15 protein-coding genes are annotated in these 15,163 nt (G+C 49.6%); 8 read left to right on the top strand and 7 right to left on the bottom strand.

Annotated elements, in window-relative coordinates; translation table 11 throughout:
- Positions 1-163: 163 nt before the first annotated feature.
- Positions 164-736, top strand: a complete 573-nt coding sequence (locus M4J38_RS02300) for a DUF1543 domain-containing protein (RefSeq protein ID WP_251757906.1) — start codon at positions 164-166, stop codon at positions 734-736.
- A gap of 3 nt (positions 737-739) precedes the next feature.
- Here M4J38_RS02300 and M4J38_RS02295 read toward each other — a convergent pair whose 3' ends face one another.
- The gene (locus tag M4J38_RS02295; protein WP_251757905.1) at positions 740-1,531 is read right to left on the bottom strand and encodes a S1/P1 nuclease; all 792 of its coding nucleotides are present in this window, start codon (positions 1,529-1,531) and stop codon (positions 740-742) included.
- Between the two features lie 148 nt (positions 1,532-1,679).
- On the opposite strand from M4J38_RS02295, the gene M4J38_RS02290 reads away from it, so the two are divergent.
- From M4J38_RS02290 to M4J38_RS02280, 3 genes are read left to right on the top strand one after another with little or no spacing between them, the layout of a single operon-like run.
- Positions 1,680-2,504 (top strand): hypothetical protein, encoded by an 825-nt coding sequence (locus M4J38_RS02290; RefSeq protein ID WP_251757904.1) that lies wholly within the window; start codon positions 1,680-1,682, stop codon positions 2,502-2,504.
- Positions 2,501-3,421, top strand: a complete 921-nt coding sequence (locus tag M4J38_RS02285) for a TIGR01777 family oxidoreductase (protein ID WP_251757903.1) — start codon at positions 2,501-2,503, stop codon at positions 3,419-3,421. The genes M4J38_RS02290 and M4J38_RS02285 overlap by 4 nt, the downstream gene beginning before the upstream one ends.
- An 11-nt stretch (positions 3,422-3,432) precedes the next feature.
- Positions 3,433-3,912, top strand: coding sequence for an SRPBCC family protein (locus M4J38_RS02280; protein ID WP_251757902.1), 480 nt, complete (start codon positions 3,433-3,435; stop codon positions 3,910-3,912).
- A gap of 18 nt (positions 3,913-3,930) precedes the next feature.
- Here the strand turns inward: M4J38_RS02280 and M4J38_RS02275 are convergent, their stop codons facing one another.
- The gene (locus M4J38_RS02275) at positions 3,931-5,232 is read right to left on the bottom strand and encodes an amidohydrolase (RefSeq protein WP_251757901.1); all 1,302 of its coding nucleotides are present in this window, start codon (positions 5,230-5,232) and stop codon (positions 3,931-3,933) included.
- A 17-nt stretch (positions 5,233-5,249) separates the two neighbouring features.
- Entirely contained in the window at positions 5,250-6,038 is a 789-nt protein-coding gene (locus M4J38_RS02270) for an SDR family oxidoreductase (protein WP_251757900.1), read from the bottom strand.
- A 379-nt stretch (positions 6,039-6,417) separates the two neighbouring features.
- Between M4J38_RS02270 and M4J38_RS02265 the strand changes: the two genes are divergently transcribed.
- From M4J38_RS02265 to M4J38_RS02255, 3 genes are all read left to right on the top strand, one after another.
- Entirely contained in the window at positions 6,418-7,905 is a 1,488-nt protein-coding gene (locus M4J38_RS02265; protein WP_251757899.1) for a discoidin domain-containing protein, read from the top strand.
- 102 nt (positions 7,906-8,007) lie between these two features.
- On the top strand, positions 8,008-8,727 hold the full coding sequence (locus M4J38_RS02260; RefSeq protein ID WP_251757898.1) for an SDR family NAD(P)-dependent oxidoreductase: 720 nt from the start codon (positions 8,008-8,010) through the stop codon (positions 8,725-8,727).
- Positions 8,728-8,901: 174 nt separating this feature from the next.
- On the top strand, positions 8,902-9,732 hold the full coding sequence (locus tag M4J38_RS02255) for a hypothetical protein (protein WP_251757897.1): 831 nt from the start codon (positions 8,902-8,904) through the stop codon (positions 9,730-9,732).
- Positions 9,733-9,794: 62 nt separating this feature from the next.
- Here M4J38_RS02255 and M4J38_RS02250 read toward each other — a convergent pair whose 3' ends face one another.
- The 3 genes from M4J38_RS02250 to M4J38_RS02240 form a co-directional block, all read right to left on the bottom strand.
- On the bottom strand, positions 9,795-10,703 hold the full coding sequence (locus M4J38_RS02250) for a DUF1338 domain-containing protein (RefSeq protein ID WP_251757896.1): 909 nt from the start codon (positions 10,701-10,703) through the stop codon (positions 9,795-9,797).
- 5 nt (positions 10,704-10,708) lie between these two features.
- Positions 10,709-11,776 carry a saccharopine dehydrogenase family protein gene (locus M4J38_RS02245; protein WP_251757895.1) on the bottom strand — a complete coding sequence of 356 codons (1,068 nt, stop codon included), beginning with the start codon at positions 11,774-11,776 and terminating at the stop codon, positions 10,709-10,711.
- Between the two features lie 234 nt (positions 11,777-12,010).
- Entirely contained in the window at positions 12,011-13,108 is a 1,098-nt protein-coding gene (locus M4J38_RS02240; protein WP_251757894.1) for a Gfo/Idh/MocA family protein, read from the bottom strand.
- A gap of 62 nt (positions 13,109-13,170) precedes the next feature.
- Between M4J38_RS02240 and M4J38_RS02235 the strand changes: the two genes are divergently transcribed.
- Positions 13,171-13,761, top strand: a complete 591-nt coding sequence (locus M4J38_RS02235) for a Crp/Fnr family transcriptional regulator (protein WP_251757893.1) — start codon at positions 13,171-13,173, stop codon at positions 13,759-13,761.
- On the opposite strand, the gene M4J38_RS02230 is transcribed toward M4J38_RS02235, so the two are convergent.
- Entirely contained in the window at positions 13,700-15,157 is a 1,458-nt protein-coding gene (locus tag M4J38_RS02230; protein ID WP_251757892.1) for a radical SAM protein, read from the bottom strand. The two genes, M4J38_RS02235 and M4J38_RS02230, sit on opposite strands and share 62 nt — an antisense overlap.
- Positions 15,158-15,163 lie beyond the last annotated feature (6 nt).

The raw sequence follows: 15,163 nt of genomic DNA, 5'->3' as shown, positions 1-15,163 counted from the left end.
TGGTCGTTGGTTCAGGTTGATTATAAAAAGGGCGTATTTCAATACGCCTTTTTTTATTTACAGAGGACCATTGACGCGGAACAAAGTTTTACGGAAAATGAAGATATTCTTGGACAAAAATTAATTCGCCAAAGGAATATCTTCGCAACAAAGGTTTTCGGAAATGAATCAAAAATTATTCATGGTCATCATGGGCGCGACTCCCGAAGGGAGGCGCACCGAGCAACACGATGTTTTTTTCGGGATAGCGCCGGCGTTAAAAGACCTGGTTCCTGCCATGAAGGAAGCCTGGCCCGAAGCTAAAGGGCGTATCCATATTGATTCCTGGCGGGAAGTGACGTTGGTGGACGGTTTCACCATTGAGGTAATGGAAAGAAAAGATTTACCGGAATACACCCTGCAGGAACGTGTATTTTTCCTGAACCTGGGCGGGTACAAACCCGGCGACATGGAAGAGTACCATTACAAAATGCTGGTAGTGGCGCCGGATGCGGGAAAAGCCGTTCAGCAGGGAAAGTCGACCGCCTTCTATCAACATACCGGTTTTAGTGGCGCAACCGCCCATATCGACGATAAGTACGGGATTGATGTGGATGATGTGTACCAGATAGAAGATATTCTTCCCGGTTCCATGAGGGAAAAGTACCAACTTCGCTTACAGCCAGCACCCTCAAATCATCCTCAGGATGAATTGCACATCGGCTACCTGAAACTGGATAAACTACTGAAAGGATAACTGCTATCCGAAAATTTCATTCAGCAAGCCCGCCAACCTTACACCACCTTTCAACAGGCGATTGTTGAGTGTTTCAACATGTTTGAAGTTGTAATTATAGCTGAGGTTCTGCTCCGGGCTTTTGATTTCCTCATAGAGTTCAGCGCTGATGCTGTAGGATTCATAGAGCCATTCGGTAATGGGCTGCGCCTGCCATTTTTTACGTGTATCCTTATTCGTGAAATTGATGGCACGGGTGTATTCTGTATAACTCAGGTTCTGGTATTCCGGCAAATGATCGTCCCAAACCCGGTGCAGGTTAGAAGGCTGGTTGAACCACATCAGCCTGATCCTGTTCCCGCCCAGGTCTTCAGCGCGGCTCACATGCATGGGCTGATGGATATCTCCGGTAATATGAATGAGAAGGCGCAGGTACATCCTTTTTGTATCTGATGGAAGTTCCTTCTTTTTCAGTTCACTGATTAAGAACTTCAATTTATTATAAGCGTTAGGGGTAGTGTCGCTTTCCGCGGCATTCACCATCTGCTCGTAGTTCAACCCTTTGCTGAAATTAATGTAATGCCAGGAATCCAGGTATTTGTATGCGGGATCGGATTTAATAAAATCACCCCAGTTGCTGGCCATGGCCAGGCTTTCATTCCCCAGTATTGCCTTTATCTGCTTGCGGGCTTTTCCGGAAAGATAGGTTTCGGCGATTTCCCCGGTCACACGATGCCCCAACATACCCCAGGCGGAAGCGGTAATGGAAGGGAGAAGGCATATACAAATTATTAAGAGTCTGGATATCGTTTTCATGCCGCTAAAATACATATCTTATTTGATTTCTAATTTTCAGAAAATATTGAAAGTTTGAAAATGTTGATTATCTTTGATGGGTGAAGCAAAGAAAATGAAGGGTGCCGTTCGATATGTTCTTTCACTGCAAACATCAAACCGTTATACGATGAGAACGCTCCGCAATCACCTGATCCTCTACGATGCAGAATGTCCCATGTGCCAGTTGTATACCAATGCTTTTGTAAGCTCCGGCATGATGGATGCGAATGGGCGTGAAGCTTACCAGCGTTTACCCGAAGGCGCCTGTCCGCTGGTCGACAAGCAGCGGGCGGTAAATGAAATTGCGCTGGTGAACCTGGAAACCGGGACCGTTACTTATGGCGTGGATAGTTTGTGCACGGTGCTGGCGCACAATTTCCCTTTGTTGCGCCCGGTTTTCAACTTTGGACTTTTACGTTGGTGCCTGCGGAAAGCCTATGCTTTCGTTTCTTACAACCGCAGGGTTATCGTGCCCGCAAACGGGGAAGGAACTTATGCCTGGCAGCCCTCTTTCCGCCTGCATTACAGGTTGCTTTACCTGTTATTTACCTGGCTGACCACCGCGGCAATCCTTTCCGCTTATACGCCTTATATGGACGAACTATTGCCTGCTGGCCCCTGGTTCCGGGAATATCTTATTTGCGGTGCCCAAATTATCTTCCAGGCTGTTGTGTTGTTGTTGGTGCAAAGAAAAAAACTATGGGACTACCTGGGCAATATGATGACCGTTTCTCTTGCAGGCGGATTGTTACTGTTATTGGCACGCCCGGTCCTTTTGTTGTTTGACGCCGGAGCTGCAACGTATGGAATCGTATTTATTGGCGTGGCAGGACTTATGTTGCTTGAACACATCCGCAGGTGCAGGCTGCTGCAATTGGGATGGATACCTTCTTTTACCTGGATTGTTTTCAGGATCGGGCTGTTGTGGATGATCTTTAATGGAGTTTTATGAAATACAATAAAATTGTGATCGCCGGGGGCAACGGCTACCTGGGCACCGTCTTTAGCAGGTATTATGCGCCGCTTTCGGAAAAAGTGTTGCTGTTGTCCAGGAAAGCCGCGCCAGCGAAAGATAATATCACTACCGAAGTTTGGGATGGCAGGGAGGAAGGCGCCTGGGGACACCAACTTGAAGGCGCTGATCTGCTCATCAACCTTTGCGGAAAGAACGTGAACTGCCGGTACACCACAAAGAACCGGCATGCGATCATAGCTTCGCGTATAACGCCCACAAAATTGCTGGGGAAAGTGATCCGGCGTTTGCAAACTCCACCTCGTTTGTGGATCAACGTCACTTCCGCCACCATTTATCGTCATGCGGAGGACCATGGGCAGGATGAATGGAACGGGGAGGTCGGGACAGGTTTTTCAGTGGAGGTTTGTCAGCAATGGGAAGCCACGTTTTTTGAAACAGCTACGCCGACCACCCGTAAGATCGCGCTTCGGATGGGCATCGTACTGGGGGCGGAGGATGGCGTGTTCCCCCGTTTGCTCAGACTGGTAAAATGGGGTTTGGGTGGAAAGCAGGGCAATGGCAGACAAATGGTATCCTGGATACACGAGCAGGATGCAGCCCGTACCACGGAATGGCTGCTCCGAAACAAAACGCCCGACGGGGTTTTCAATTGCACCGCGCCCCAACCCGTAAGCAATGCTGAACTTATGCGTACGATAAGAACCGAAGCAGGGATAAACATTGGCATTCCCACCCCTGAATGGTTACTCGAATGCGGTGCCCGCCTTATCGGAACAGAAACAGAACTGATCCTCAAAAGCAGGTGGGTGCTCCCCAACCGGCTCATCAAAAGCGGCTATCCTTTTCTTTACCCTGATGTGCAGTCTGCAACCAGGGCCATTCTCCAACGATAACTTACGCAACCATGGAAACAATACTTTTGGAAACCATCATCAACGCCCCAATCGAAGTGTGCTTCGATACCGCACGCAGCATCGACATGCACCTGGAAAGTATGCACCACACCGGCGAACGCGCCATTGCCGGCCGGACAAGCGGATACATCGGCGCTGGAGAAACCGTTACCTGGAGGGCCAGGCATTTGGGGATTCCTTTCCGGATGAAAGTCCGCATCACCGCCTGCCAACCTTATTTTCTTTTCACCGACGAAATGGAGCGTGGCCCCTTCAAAAAAATGAAGCACCAGCATTATTTTGAAGAAACCCTGGCAGGTGTAAGAATGCGGGACATCTTCTTTTTTGAATCACCCTGCGGATGGATCGGGAAGCTTGTTGACCGCTATATCCTGGCGCCTTATCTCCTGAAATTACTGCTCCGTCGCAACGAGGTGCTGAAGGCCACAGCAGAGCGCAACGCCATTGCAGCTATGGCCCGTGTTTCCTGAAGCGGTGCTCGGCCCCGGTTATTTTTGGTTGGCGTAATCGAAAGCCAGGTTTACCAATGCGAGTACACCCAGCTTTAGTCCGCTTTCATCGATAAAGAATTCCGGTGTATGGTGGGAGGGAGCTTCCAGCTTATTCTTCCCCTTTGGCATACCACCCAGGAACAGAAAAAGCCCCGGTACTTTCTCCTGGTAAAAAGAAAAGTCCTCTGCACCTGTACGTGCAACGGCCAGCACAATGTGCTCAGCCCCGGCAGTTTTCCTTAACGAGGGAAGCATCTTCTCCATTAACACGGGATCATTGTAAGTAACCGGGTACCTGTTGGAGTATGGTATTTTCACTTCAACGGATGCGCCGGCGGCTTCCCCGGTTTTCACCGCGATGTCCTTTATTCTTTGCACAATCATTTTTTCATCCGCTTCACTCAGGAAGCGCAGGGTGCCCGTCATTTCCACCTGCTCGGGAATGATGTTGAACCGGTTCCCGCCATGGATGGTACCAATGGTTACCACCCCTGCATTTTCGGTTACGTTGAGGTTCCTGCTCACAATGGTTTGCAGGCTGGTGACAATCTGCGCGGCTGTGACCACCGGGTCTATTCCCTGCCAGGGATATGCACCATGCGCCTGTTTGCCTTTCACGGTAATCTTCAGGTCGTTCACGCCGGCCATGGTACCTCCCGGACGGTAGGCTATATTACCTACTTCACTTTGCGCGTCCATGTGCAGGCCGAAGATGACATCTGGCCGGGGATTTTCCAGTACGCCTTCTTTTACCATCAATGCGGCGCCACCTTCCTCGCCAACCGGGGCGCCTTCTTCAGCGGGTTGAAAGATGAACTTTATTGTTCCTTTCAGCTCTTTCCGGAGAGCGGCAAACACTTCGGCCGCGCCCATCAGCATGGCAACATGGGCATCGTGTCCGCAGGCATGCATCACGCCGGTTTGCTGTCCATTGTACGTGGTCGTTGCTTTCGACGCGAACGGAAGCCCTGTTTTTTCCGTTACGGGCAGTGCATCCATATCCGCGCGGAGCGCTATCACCGGGCCGAGTAACCCACCTTTCAAAATGCCCACCACACCGGTCTTAGCCACGTTTCTTTTCACTTCTATGCCCAGCGTTTCCAGGTGTTTCGCAATTATTTCGGCGGTGCGGAATTCCTGGTTTCCGAGTTCGGGGTTGGCATGGATATCCCTTCTCCAGGCAATCACTTTTTGCTCTACCTTATCGGTCTCGGCATTGATTTTTGCACGGATACCTTTTTCCTGTGCGTTTCCCTGTATGGCCAGCAACAGTAAAAAAACGCTTGTTATTTTTCTCATGTCAGTTGTTTACAACCCTATAAGCCCGCCAAACGTCCTCCATCCACTGGCAGGTTCACGCCGTTGATGTAGGCTGCGGCCGGGCTGCAAAGGAATGCCACCGCGGCCGCGAATTCTTCTGGTTCTCCCAGTCTTTTGACCGGGATGAGTTCCGCGTTCCGCTCCATGATCTTTTCCGTTGTGGTACCCGCGGCCTCGGCCTGTTTGCCAAAAAGGTAGTTCAGTCTGCCCGTTTTAGTAAAGCCAGGCAACACATTGTTCACCGTAATACCAAACGGCCCCAGTTCTGTTGCCAGTGTTTTGCTCCAGTTGGCCACTGCTGCCCTCACTGTATTCGAAATGCCAAGTCCCGGAATGGGTTCTTTCACCGCAGTGGATAATATATTTATGATTCGCCCGAACCCTTCTTTTTTCATGCCCTCCACCACGGTTTGCACCAGCAGGTGCGCGGTAATCAGGTGCGACCGGAAAGCGGCTTCCAGTTCAATGGCCGGCGTGCTGAGCAAAGGCCCTGAAGAAGGCCCGCCTGTATTGTTCACAAGAATATCCACGCGCTTATCTTCTCCCAGATATGCTCTCAGTTGCTGTACCAGTTCATCCGGCTGCGTAGTATCCGCTGTTATATAATGGTGCGTTTGCTTCAACCCTGTGTCCAGCGTTTCCTGCACACGTTTCAGGTTTTCTTCATTTCTTGCCAGCAAAATTACATTCGCGCCCAATTGCGCCAGTTCTTGTGCCACCGCTGCGCCTAGTCCCTGGGATGCGCCACCTACCAAAGCCGTTTTTCCTGAAAGATCAAGGTTCATCCTGTATGCTTTTGGTGCAATTTACTATTAAAACGCTCCGCCACATCTCGGTGTTTTCCTTCGTTGTTCTGTTGTTTTCACGGTATTTGTGCCGGCCAAAACACGGGAGCGTTAGCTGTTTAACAAACGTTCGGCCCAATTCATCCGGGCATACCTCAAATAAATTGATTGATTATGATATACTTACGATGAAGCTGTCTTAATATAGACAGAGATGGTTCACCTCTTTCTCTTCAAAAAATTGTCCTGCTTCCCTTGTTAATGCCGGGTTAACGGGGAGTAAGTGTTTGCATGTACGGATGGGTGAATATACTTTTACATCGTACCCCGGAATAACCCGAGTTTAGCATCCCGGAAGTTGTTCTGAAAAAGTAGAAAAATGATCCGTTCCCTGATTTACCCCCTGCTGGCAGTTGCAATGCTGCTCTCTTCCCTTTCAATGTCCGCGCAAAACATCGCGCTGGGCAAAAACGCCTTTTCTTCCTCCGATGAATGGGCTGGCAACAATCCTTACCTGGCAGTAGATGGAAGAGGAAGTTCCAATGCCAACGGCACAGGCGGTTGCAACGGGGAATGCTCCCGCTGGTCGAGCGGTTTCAACGATGATCAGTGGATTTACATTGACCTTGCCGCGCAATACCAGCTTTCAGAAGTAAGGATTTATTGGGAAAACGCCAGCGGAAGGAATTTCCTGGTACAGGTTTCCAATGATGCCAGCAACTGGACTACAGTACACACGGTTACCAACAATACTATTTATGTGAACAATTTTAACATGACCGGACACACCGCCCGTTATGTAAGGATGTTCGGCCAAACGCGCAATACAGGTTACGGCTTTTCGATCTGGGAAATGGAAGTATATGGCACCCGCGTGATGTCGTTAAGTTCTAATATCGCCCTGAACGCTCCTGCTGTGGCTTCTTCCACCCAACATGGCGGAACCGGTGCGGCAAATGCGGTAGACGGAAACGGAAGCGGCTCGCAGGTGAATTATTATGGCGGATGTACCGGTACATGCACACAATGGAGCAGTAATGGCGCGGACGACAACTGGGTTTATGTGGATATGGGCAGCATTGTTACGCTTACAGAAGTAGTGCTTTTCTGGGAAGGACATAACTATCCGAGAAGTTTCCAGATCCAGGTATCCAACGATGCCAGCAACTGGACCACTGTAGCCGCATTGAATAATAATTACGGCACCGTAAACACGATGAATGTGTATGGTTCTTCAGGAAGGTACGTGAGAATGCTGGGCTTGCAACGCAACAGCGGACACTACGCGCTTTACGAAATGCAGGTCTATAACTTTACAGGAATATTGCCCGTAACTTTCAAAGACTTTACTGTAAAGGCTTCCGGCATTCACCATGAACTGAACTGGAAAGTGTTTATGGATGGAAATACTGTTTTTGAGATCGAAAAAAGTTCAGATGCCCGTAATTTCACGACGATCGGAAAAGTAGAAGGCAACGGCAGCGCCCTTGAACAGGCTTATCGTTTTATCAGTAAGTTCCCTTCAGGAAAAACATATTACAGGCTGAGATATACGGAGCAGGGAAAAGCGCCTGCTTATTCTGCGGTGGTTTCAATAGGTCAGGAAGAGAAAGCGGCACTACAGGTGTATCCTAACCCGGTAACAGGCGGCAGTTTCCAGGTTAACCTGGGCCACTCCACAAATGGAAAAGTTGACATCGCCATCTTCAACAATGCCGGAGTGCTGGTACAGAAAGAGCACCAGACCCTTAACGGGGCAGGCAGCATTACGATTCAGAAAAGGACCGCGCTCGTTCCCGGCGTGTACAACCTTCAGATTTTGGAAAACGGGAACCTGCGCCATACCCGGCTGCTGATCGCACGATAAAAGGACGGTTCATATATCATCAGACCGCATCTCTCAAAAGGATGCGGTTTTTTGTTGCCGCATACGGCGTATCTTGTTCGCTCAATCACCTATCATTCTATCGTGAAAAATGTACTTATTCTCGGCGCCAATTCGGATGTGGCGAAACAGACGCTGATTCTTTACGTAAAAAAAGGATACACTGTAATGGCCGCTTCGCGGAGTACTTCGGAACTGGAGGCCTTCGTTCACCTGCAGCTTCCCGGAACAGATCGTGTGCAGGTACTTTATTTTGACGCGGTAGACACTGCGGGCCATCAGCGTTTTTATGAACAGCTTCCTGTTAAGCCCTCCATTGTTGTATACGCGGCAGGGTTCCAGGTTACGAACGATCAGGCGCTGGTTGATTATGCGGGTACGCTGCGTATGATGCAGGTACATTATTGCGGTGCGGTTTCTATCTTGAATATTATCGCGATGGATGCGGATAACACGGCACTGGAACGGATCGTTGGGTTGTCTTCACTTTCTGGTGTGCGGGGCAGAAAAAGTAATTTCGTGTATGGCAGCACGAAGGCCGCTTTCACACAATACCTCGCGGGATTAAGACAGTATTTATTTGAAAGGAAGATCCCTGTAAATGTGATTGTGGCCGGTTATATCAGGAGTAAAATGACTAAAGGATTGGACCTTCCGGAACATCTGATGCTTGAACCATCGTATGTGGCGAAGGCGATAGTTGAAGCTGGCTCAGGGTTCACCATAGTGCCTGGTTTTAAATGGAAAATCATCTACAATATTTTAAGAATGCTGCCGGAGCGGTTGGTGGCGAAGTTGCCGTAGTCTCACCCCAACCCCTCTCCCCGGGGAGAGGGGCATCACGAGATGTGACTGGTAGCCGAGGTGAGCGGTTGGCTTGTTAATGATTTTTTATAACGGAAGGTTAAACCATTTCGTTTTAGATCAACCGGTTAAACCCCGGAGATACACTTGCTTCATACCACCAAATCAATGGTTATGAACACAAGTAAGTTACTCCTTGGCATGATGGTTTTTACCACCTTAAACGCGGCTACCGCTTCGGCACAAAGCCGCCGTTCTTCCGATAGATACGTCTCTCCCAACGAACAGTTCAGCCTGGAAGGCGCTTTGGATATGTTCAAACGCTCATCTACACCCGAAGCTTTCGAGCAGATGCTGAATTCCCCCGACAATGATGTGAACAACCTGGACCTCGACAGGAACGGTGTTACGGATTATATCCGTGTGGTGGAAAGCATGGAGGGAGAGGACCATGTCTTTGTTTTGCAGGTGCCTTTCAGCCACGACGATGCGCAGGATATCGCCGTGATTGAACTGGAACGTACGGGGCGTGAAAGCGCCATGATCCAGATCGTGGGCGATCAGGAATTATTCGGCGACGATAATATTGCTGAACCTTATGAAGAAGAACGGCAGCATAATTATTACCGGCCGCAGGGAGGCAATGGATACGGTCCTGATGCGTATTTCCCGGAATATGCTCCCGACAGGATCGTGGTAAATGTATGGTCTTGGCCGATTGTGGTGAGGGTATATGCCCCGCATTACCGTCCCTGGGTATCACCCTGGGGCTGGAACCGTCGCCCGGTTTGGTACCGTCCCTGGAGGCCCGTTCCGGTGCAGGTGTTTTACCCCAGGCGCAGCCATTACCGTCCGCAGTATGTGATCGTGCACCAGCACCGTACCGTAAGGTCGCACCGTTACTATACGCCCATGCGCACGCGTTCGGCAAGGGTCACGACTTACCATGGACACAACGGGCACAAGGTACGTGTGGTGCGTACGCCCGGAAGAAGAAGAGGATAGTTGGTGTTGGATAAAGAATGAAGCCCTGGCAGATGCCGGGGCTTCGTTTTGCTATTGTTTTCTCATTGTTCCCGCTCGGTTTGCGTACTGTAAGTACTTTCAAATATTTTATCGGCGTTACCGGCTTCAAATCCTTCGCGGCGGTGTTCCCTTTTCACCGCTTCCTTCGGAAGGTGCGCAAATTCAGGAAGCACCCTTCGCTCCGCGAACTCGACATAAGAACCCGGGATCATTGTTTTTTCTCCGCCGGAGAAGGTCGCTTCCACTTTACCAGCTACAGTGGCGCTTTGCAATAAACCTCCATCAGGACTTTGTTTGATCTTTCCGCCCGAATCGTTCAGGGGAAACCCGTGTTGCTCCAGGAACGAATTGAATTGGGCCACGTTATTGTAGCCTTTCGGAAGATTGTGTACGGAGATGGTAAAATGGTTGAGGTAGTACCGGTTGTAGATTACCCATGCGGCATATTCGCTTTCTGCCGACAGCGTTTTGTAGTCTTCCAGCGTTGGTGTGCGCCACAAGGCGCTGTGCAGGAACTTATCTACGGCCTGTCCATCGTTCAGGTTAAGGGAATCGACCGGATCGGAAACTACTTCATCCGTGTAGGAGCGGATGATCTTTTGAGCTTCTGCTGAAAGATCGTTCACGCGCAGTTCACTCACAAATATCCGGGGATAATGCGGTTCGGGCGGAGCGTACCAGAATGCGTTGAGTTTTTTCTCGGTAAAATGGTACGCGTCTCTTTTGGTATAGCCGTAATGGAGGAATATTTTTTCGAAAGACTGAATGCCCAGTTGCGGCACACCCATTGTGCGGAACGCGATATGGTCGTTTTCAATATCAGCGGCATCTGCGATAATGCCTTCTTCCACCATCGCGCTGGTAATGGCTTTCACATGCGGTACACGTTCGCGGTAGCGCTCCATCAGTCCGTTCAGTACAAAATCCAGTGGTGTATTTGCTGTTGCCATGTCCCTTACTTTTGTTGTGCTTTTTTATACAGGCTTCCGTTCTTTGTGTTCAGGAAATGTTCAAAGCCGATTTCTTCCTGTTTAATGAATCCTTTTTGCGGAAGTGTACCAGCGGCCACCATTTCCACTACGGCCGCCACAGATGCCGCTGTGGTCCAGGAGATGGCGCGCCATTCCTTCCCGTTGATGGTGATGGGGTGATAGGCCTGGTAGAATTCTTCCCGTGCAATTTCCGTTCCTTTCCAGCCTTCCACCACGGCATATACATATACAACATCTTCGCGGACCGGAGGTTTGGCCTGGGTGAGAATTTCTTCCACCAGTTCTCTTTTTTCCTTCAGGATCAGTTCATACAAGAGAAAACGCATCAGCTTCGCATGACCCGGATAACGCATGGTTTTGTAGTTCAGTGTATCCACTTTTCCTTCCAGGGTTTCACACATCGTACCCAATCCGCCACTGGTGCTGAACGCCTCAAATTCCTGTCCTTCAATATTGATCATTTCCGTTCCATCGAGGGAGGGCACCATTTTACGGATACCGTTGTGGATCACTTCCGCATCGTTGATGTATTCGTTGATTACACCGGCCGGCGACCAGGTAAACGAATACCCCATCAATCCGTTGGGATAACGTGGCAAAGCGCCCACACGCAGTTCTACATCACGTAGTTTGGTGAACCGGTTGTACAGGTCCGCACCGATGATGCCGATGAAGCCAGGCGCCAGTCCGCATTGCGGTGCCATTACCCCTTTTGAAGTCTCCGCCATTTCACGGATCGCTGAAGTGGTGGGAACATCTTCCGTTAGATCAAAATAATGAATACCCAGTTTGTGTGCGGCTTTGGCCACGGGGAGATTGAGGTTATACGGAAGACAGGAAACCACCGCGTCTTTTGATTGCAGGAAAGATTCCAGGAAAGTGGCATCGGAAACACTGCCTGTTTCAACAGAGAAAGGCAATTCGGTATAGGGGAGTTTCTGATCAAGGCCGGTAACGGTAAAAAGATCGCTCAGCAAAGTGCCCACGAGGGAGCCTACTTTACCAAGTCCAATAACAGCAACGTTTGTCATGTTGTTGGTTTAATAAATTGAATGATGGAATAAGATGAAAAGTATGCCGGAAAAGCCATCCATCAGGGCACGTTGGCACAGGCGCTCCGCAGGAAAGCCATATAAGCGAAGAGTATGTTGAGGTGAACATTCATGCCTGTGCTTCAAAATTGTTTAGGGTACTAAAATTAAGGGAACCCTTTTGAAATAACAAGCGGAATAGACAAACGGCGTGTATGGTGGAACGAAAGGGCCTCAATATTTGATGGGCACTTTTTTCCCTGTTTTCACCGCTTCATAAACAGCGTCTATAATTACCATGTCTTTCCAGCCCTCGGTGCCGTCTACGGGAACGATTGGTTTTTTATGCTGAAGAATGATGTCCGCCATTTCTTCCATCTGTATGGTCTGGTGTCTAATATGGGGCTGGGTCAGCTCACCTTTGTGGGTGCGTCCTTTGATGGGCCCATATCCTGTGGAGGGCTGCATTTCGGCGAACCCTTTTTCCCCGTTCAGGAAGAAGCGGTCGAGGTTGTTCATATTGTAGGTAGAGAGGCAGGAAGCCACGGCGCCGCCGGGGAAACCGAGTTGGAACTGAATGGTTTCATCCACACCCGCTTTGAATTTTTCAGGATTCGTTTTTGTTTCCTGTGCGGTAACCCAAACCGGATCTTCGCCCACCATATAACGTGCACCATTGAGCGCGTAAATGCCAATGTCCATCATGGAACCTCCTCCTGCCAATGCTTTGTTGAGCCGCCATTGTGTAGGATCTCCGATGCGGAAGCCGCAAAGTCCCTGGAAGAAGAGCACCTTTCCGAATTCACCCGCTTCGCGCATCCGGATCACTTCAAGTGTTTTCGGTTCAAAGTGCATCCGGTAGCCGATCAGTAATTTCACGTTGGCTTTGTTGCAGGTATCCACCATCTCTTTTGCCTCTTTGGCGCTTATGGCCATGGGCTTCTCACAAATCACATGTTTGCCCGCTTTTGCGGCGCGGATGGTATGCGGGTGGTGCAGCGCGTTCGGGGTAATCACGTATACCGCGTCAATATCCGGATTGTTTTTAATGGTGTCGAAATTATCGTAATTGTAGCAGTTTTTTTCAGCGATACCATACCGTTGCTGCCAGTCTTTAATTTTGGAAGGTGTTCCGCTGATGATGCCCGTCAGCTTTGCTTTTTTGCAATCTTTCATGGCTTCTGCCACGCGGTTGGCGTAACCGCCCAGTCCCATAAGCGCCACGCGCAGCACGGGTCCGTCGTAAACGGGTGCGGCCTGCACTTTGGGCAACAGGTGGAACGCGAGGGTGGAACCTGCGAGTGTGGTCAGAAAGGAGCGTCTGCTATTCATGGCAAGGTGTATTTGATATGAAATGTACGATTTTACATGGTTTCTTTCCGTAATTTACCGTCATGCCCGAACCTTTGTACCTGCACATCAAAAGACATACCGCGCTTTCCGAGGCCGGGTTCAACGCCATCAGGGGTTATTTTGATACAAGAAAAGTGAAGAAAAAGGAATTACTGGTAACGGAGGGAAAATTATGCACCAGGCATTTCTTCGTGGTGAAGGGGTGCCTGCGGCTTTTTTTCCTGAAAGAGGACGGGCAGGAACAAACCATACAATTCGCGATAGAGAACTGGTGGATGACCGATATCGACGCTTTCAACAAAAAGAAAAGAGCCGCCTTCAGTGTGCAGGCCATTGAAGCCACGGAAGTGCTGGAAATAGAAAAGAACCGGCTGGATGAATTGCTGGAAACACACCCGGTGATGGAGCGCTATTTCCGGATGGTGTATGAGCGGGCCTATACCGCCTCGCTGTTCCGTGTTAAATATATTTTCCAGTTGTCCAAAGATGCCTTTTACGAGCGCTTCAGCAACACTTATCCGGAGTTCGTGCAACGCATTCCGCAGAAGATACTGGCTTCTTTCCTCGGGTTCACGCCTGAATACCTGAGCGCGTTGCGGAAGAAGAAAGCGTTGAAGGGGAGAAAAGGTTGATCGCCTGTTCCTGTTGCTGCATCGTGCTTTTGGGTTGTCCTGTGTTTGGTCGTACAGGTTCTTCGATGCGCCATGCTCCTCTTCCGTTCATATCAATCGGGTAGTTCTTTCTTATTCTCTTCCAGGCATAAAATGAATTCATGAAAAGCGACAAAAGGAAAGCGCCCCATCTCAATGTGCCGATCCCATTAAAAATTCTTCGCAACGCATATAAGGGTGAGAATGATTTTTTCCACAAAGTTCGGTGCGCCTCTAGTAATTGTTGTCCGGTTATTTTTTTGGGTTGGAACGCAACATTGTAGCCATTGTAAAAGTTCCAGTTCTTTTCTTCCAGTATCCGGCCTTCCTGTTTCAATGTATTGTAAATGGGTGTTCCGTTGAAGGGCGTCATGATACTGAGGAAGGGTACATCTATTCCAATTTCCATCAACTGGTTGGCCATATTCACGATGCTTTCTTCATCGTCGTGATCGAAGCCTGCTATAAACCCGGCCATCACGGCGATGCCGCGCTTTCTGATCTCTTTTACCGCGGCGCTGTAGTGGGCGATCTTATTCTGTTTTTTGTTGGCATCGGCGAGAGAATCCGCTCCGAAGGATTCTATGCCCAGGAAAACGCCTATGCAACCCGAAGCCTTCATCAGATCGAGCAGTTCCGGATCCTTTGCGATGTCCATACTGGCTTGTGTTAACCACCATTTTTTTAAAGGGATCATTTCCTGCAACAGTTGCCTGATGTATGGCCTGCGGATGGTAAGGTTATCGTCCCAGAACCAGACGATCTTCCGCTGCCACCAAAACCTGAACCGGTCGTAGGAAGCATCGCGGATAACGTCTTCCACTGGTCTTAACCTGAACCCGGGGTTAAGCGAAGGAACGGTGCAGAAGGAACAGGAGAAGGGACATCCCCTTGTGGCCTGGAGTACTTTTTTGATGAAGAATTTATTGGGAAGCAGATCGTAACGGGGCGTGGGCAAGCCTTTCATGTCACACGGTGTTCCGGTATAAACGCGTTGCATACTGCCGTTTTCAAAGTCGTTCAGTAGCAGGGGCCATACATTTTCCGCTTCGCCAGTTACGATGGCGTCAAAGTACGCGAGCGCTTCTTCTTTACAATACGTTACATGAGGACCTCCGGCCACAGTCTTTTTGCCTTTTTTTCTGAAGGTATTCGCAAGTTCGTAAGCAGACCGGGCGAATCCGCTGAAGAAGGAGATGGCGATCAGATCGGCATCGGTATCGAAGTCTATTTTATCCACTTGCTGGTGAAATACCCTTACGTTGTGTTTGGATGGGGTGATGGCGGCAAGATGAATACCGGTAATGGGCGGAACGAAATCGCGTTCATGACCAAATTCATACCGTTGCAGGTAGGCGATGATGATGTCTATTTTCATGCTGGC

This window comes from Parasegetibacter sp. NRK P23, from assembly GCF_023721715.1.
Taxonomy (GTDB): domain Bacteria; phylum Bacteroidota; class Bacteroidia; order Chitinophagales; family Chitinophagaceae; genus Parasegetibacter.
Note: the sequence above shows the minus strand (reverse complement) of the source record. Positions and strands in the feature narration are given on the sequence as shown.

Bases quoted from the DNA above. Each gene is read 5' to 3' on its own strand.
- M4J38_RS02300 (WP_251757906.1), top strand. From the start codon at position 164: ATGAATCAAAAATTATTCATGGTCATCATGGGCGCGACTCCCGAAGGG.
- M4J38_RS02295 (WP_251757905.1), bottom strand. From the start codon at position 1,531: ATGAAAACGATATCCAGACTCTTAATAATTTGTATATGCCTTCTCCCT.
- M4J38_RS02290 (WP_251757904.1), top strand. From the start codon at position 1,680: ATGAGAACGCTCCGCAATCACCTGATCCTCTACGATGCAGAATGTCCC.
- M4J38_RS02285 (WP_251757903.1), top strand. From the start codon at position 2,501: ATGAAATACAATAAAATTGTGATCGCCGGGGGCAACGGCTACCTGGGC.
- M4J38_RS02280 (WP_251757902.1), top strand. From the start codon at position 3,433: ATGGAAACAATACTTTTGGAAACCATCATCAACGCCCCAATCGAAGTG.
- M4J38_RS02275 (WP_251757901.1), bottom strand. From the start codon at position 5,232: ATGAGAAAAATAACAAGCGTTTTTTTACTGTTGCTGGCCATACAGGGA.
- M4J38_RS02270 (WP_251757900.1), bottom strand. From the start codon at position 6,038: ATGAACCTTGATCTTTCAGGAAAAACGGCTTTGGTAGGTGGCGCATCC.
- M4J38_RS02265 (WP_251757899.1), top strand. From the start codon at position 6,418: ATGATCCGTTCCCTGATTTACCCCCTGCTGGCAGTTGCAATGCTGCTC.
- M4J38_RS02255 (WP_251757897.1), top strand. From the start codon at position 8,902: ATGAACACAAGTAAGTTACTCCTTGGCATGATGGTTTTTACCACCTTA.
- M4J38_RS02250 (WP_251757896.1), bottom strand. From the start codon at position 10,703: ATGGCAACAGCAAATACACCACTGGATTTTGTACTGAACGGACTGATG.
- M4J38_RS02245 (WP_251757895.1), bottom strand. From the start codon at position 11,776: ATGACAAACGTTGCTGTTATTGGACTTGGTAAAGTAGGCTCCCTCGTG.
- M4J38_RS02240 (WP_251757894.1), bottom strand. From the start codon at position 13,108: ATGAATAGCAGACGCTCCTTTCTGACCACACTCGCAGGTTCCACCCTC.
- M4J38_RS02235 (WP_251757893.1), top strand. From the start codon at position 13,171: ATGCCCGAACCTTTGTACCTGCACATCAAAAGACATACCGCGCTTTCC.
- M4J38_RS02230 (WP_251757892.1), bottom strand. From the start codon at position 15,157: ATGAAAATAGACATCATCATCGCCTACCTGCAACGGTATGAATTTGGT.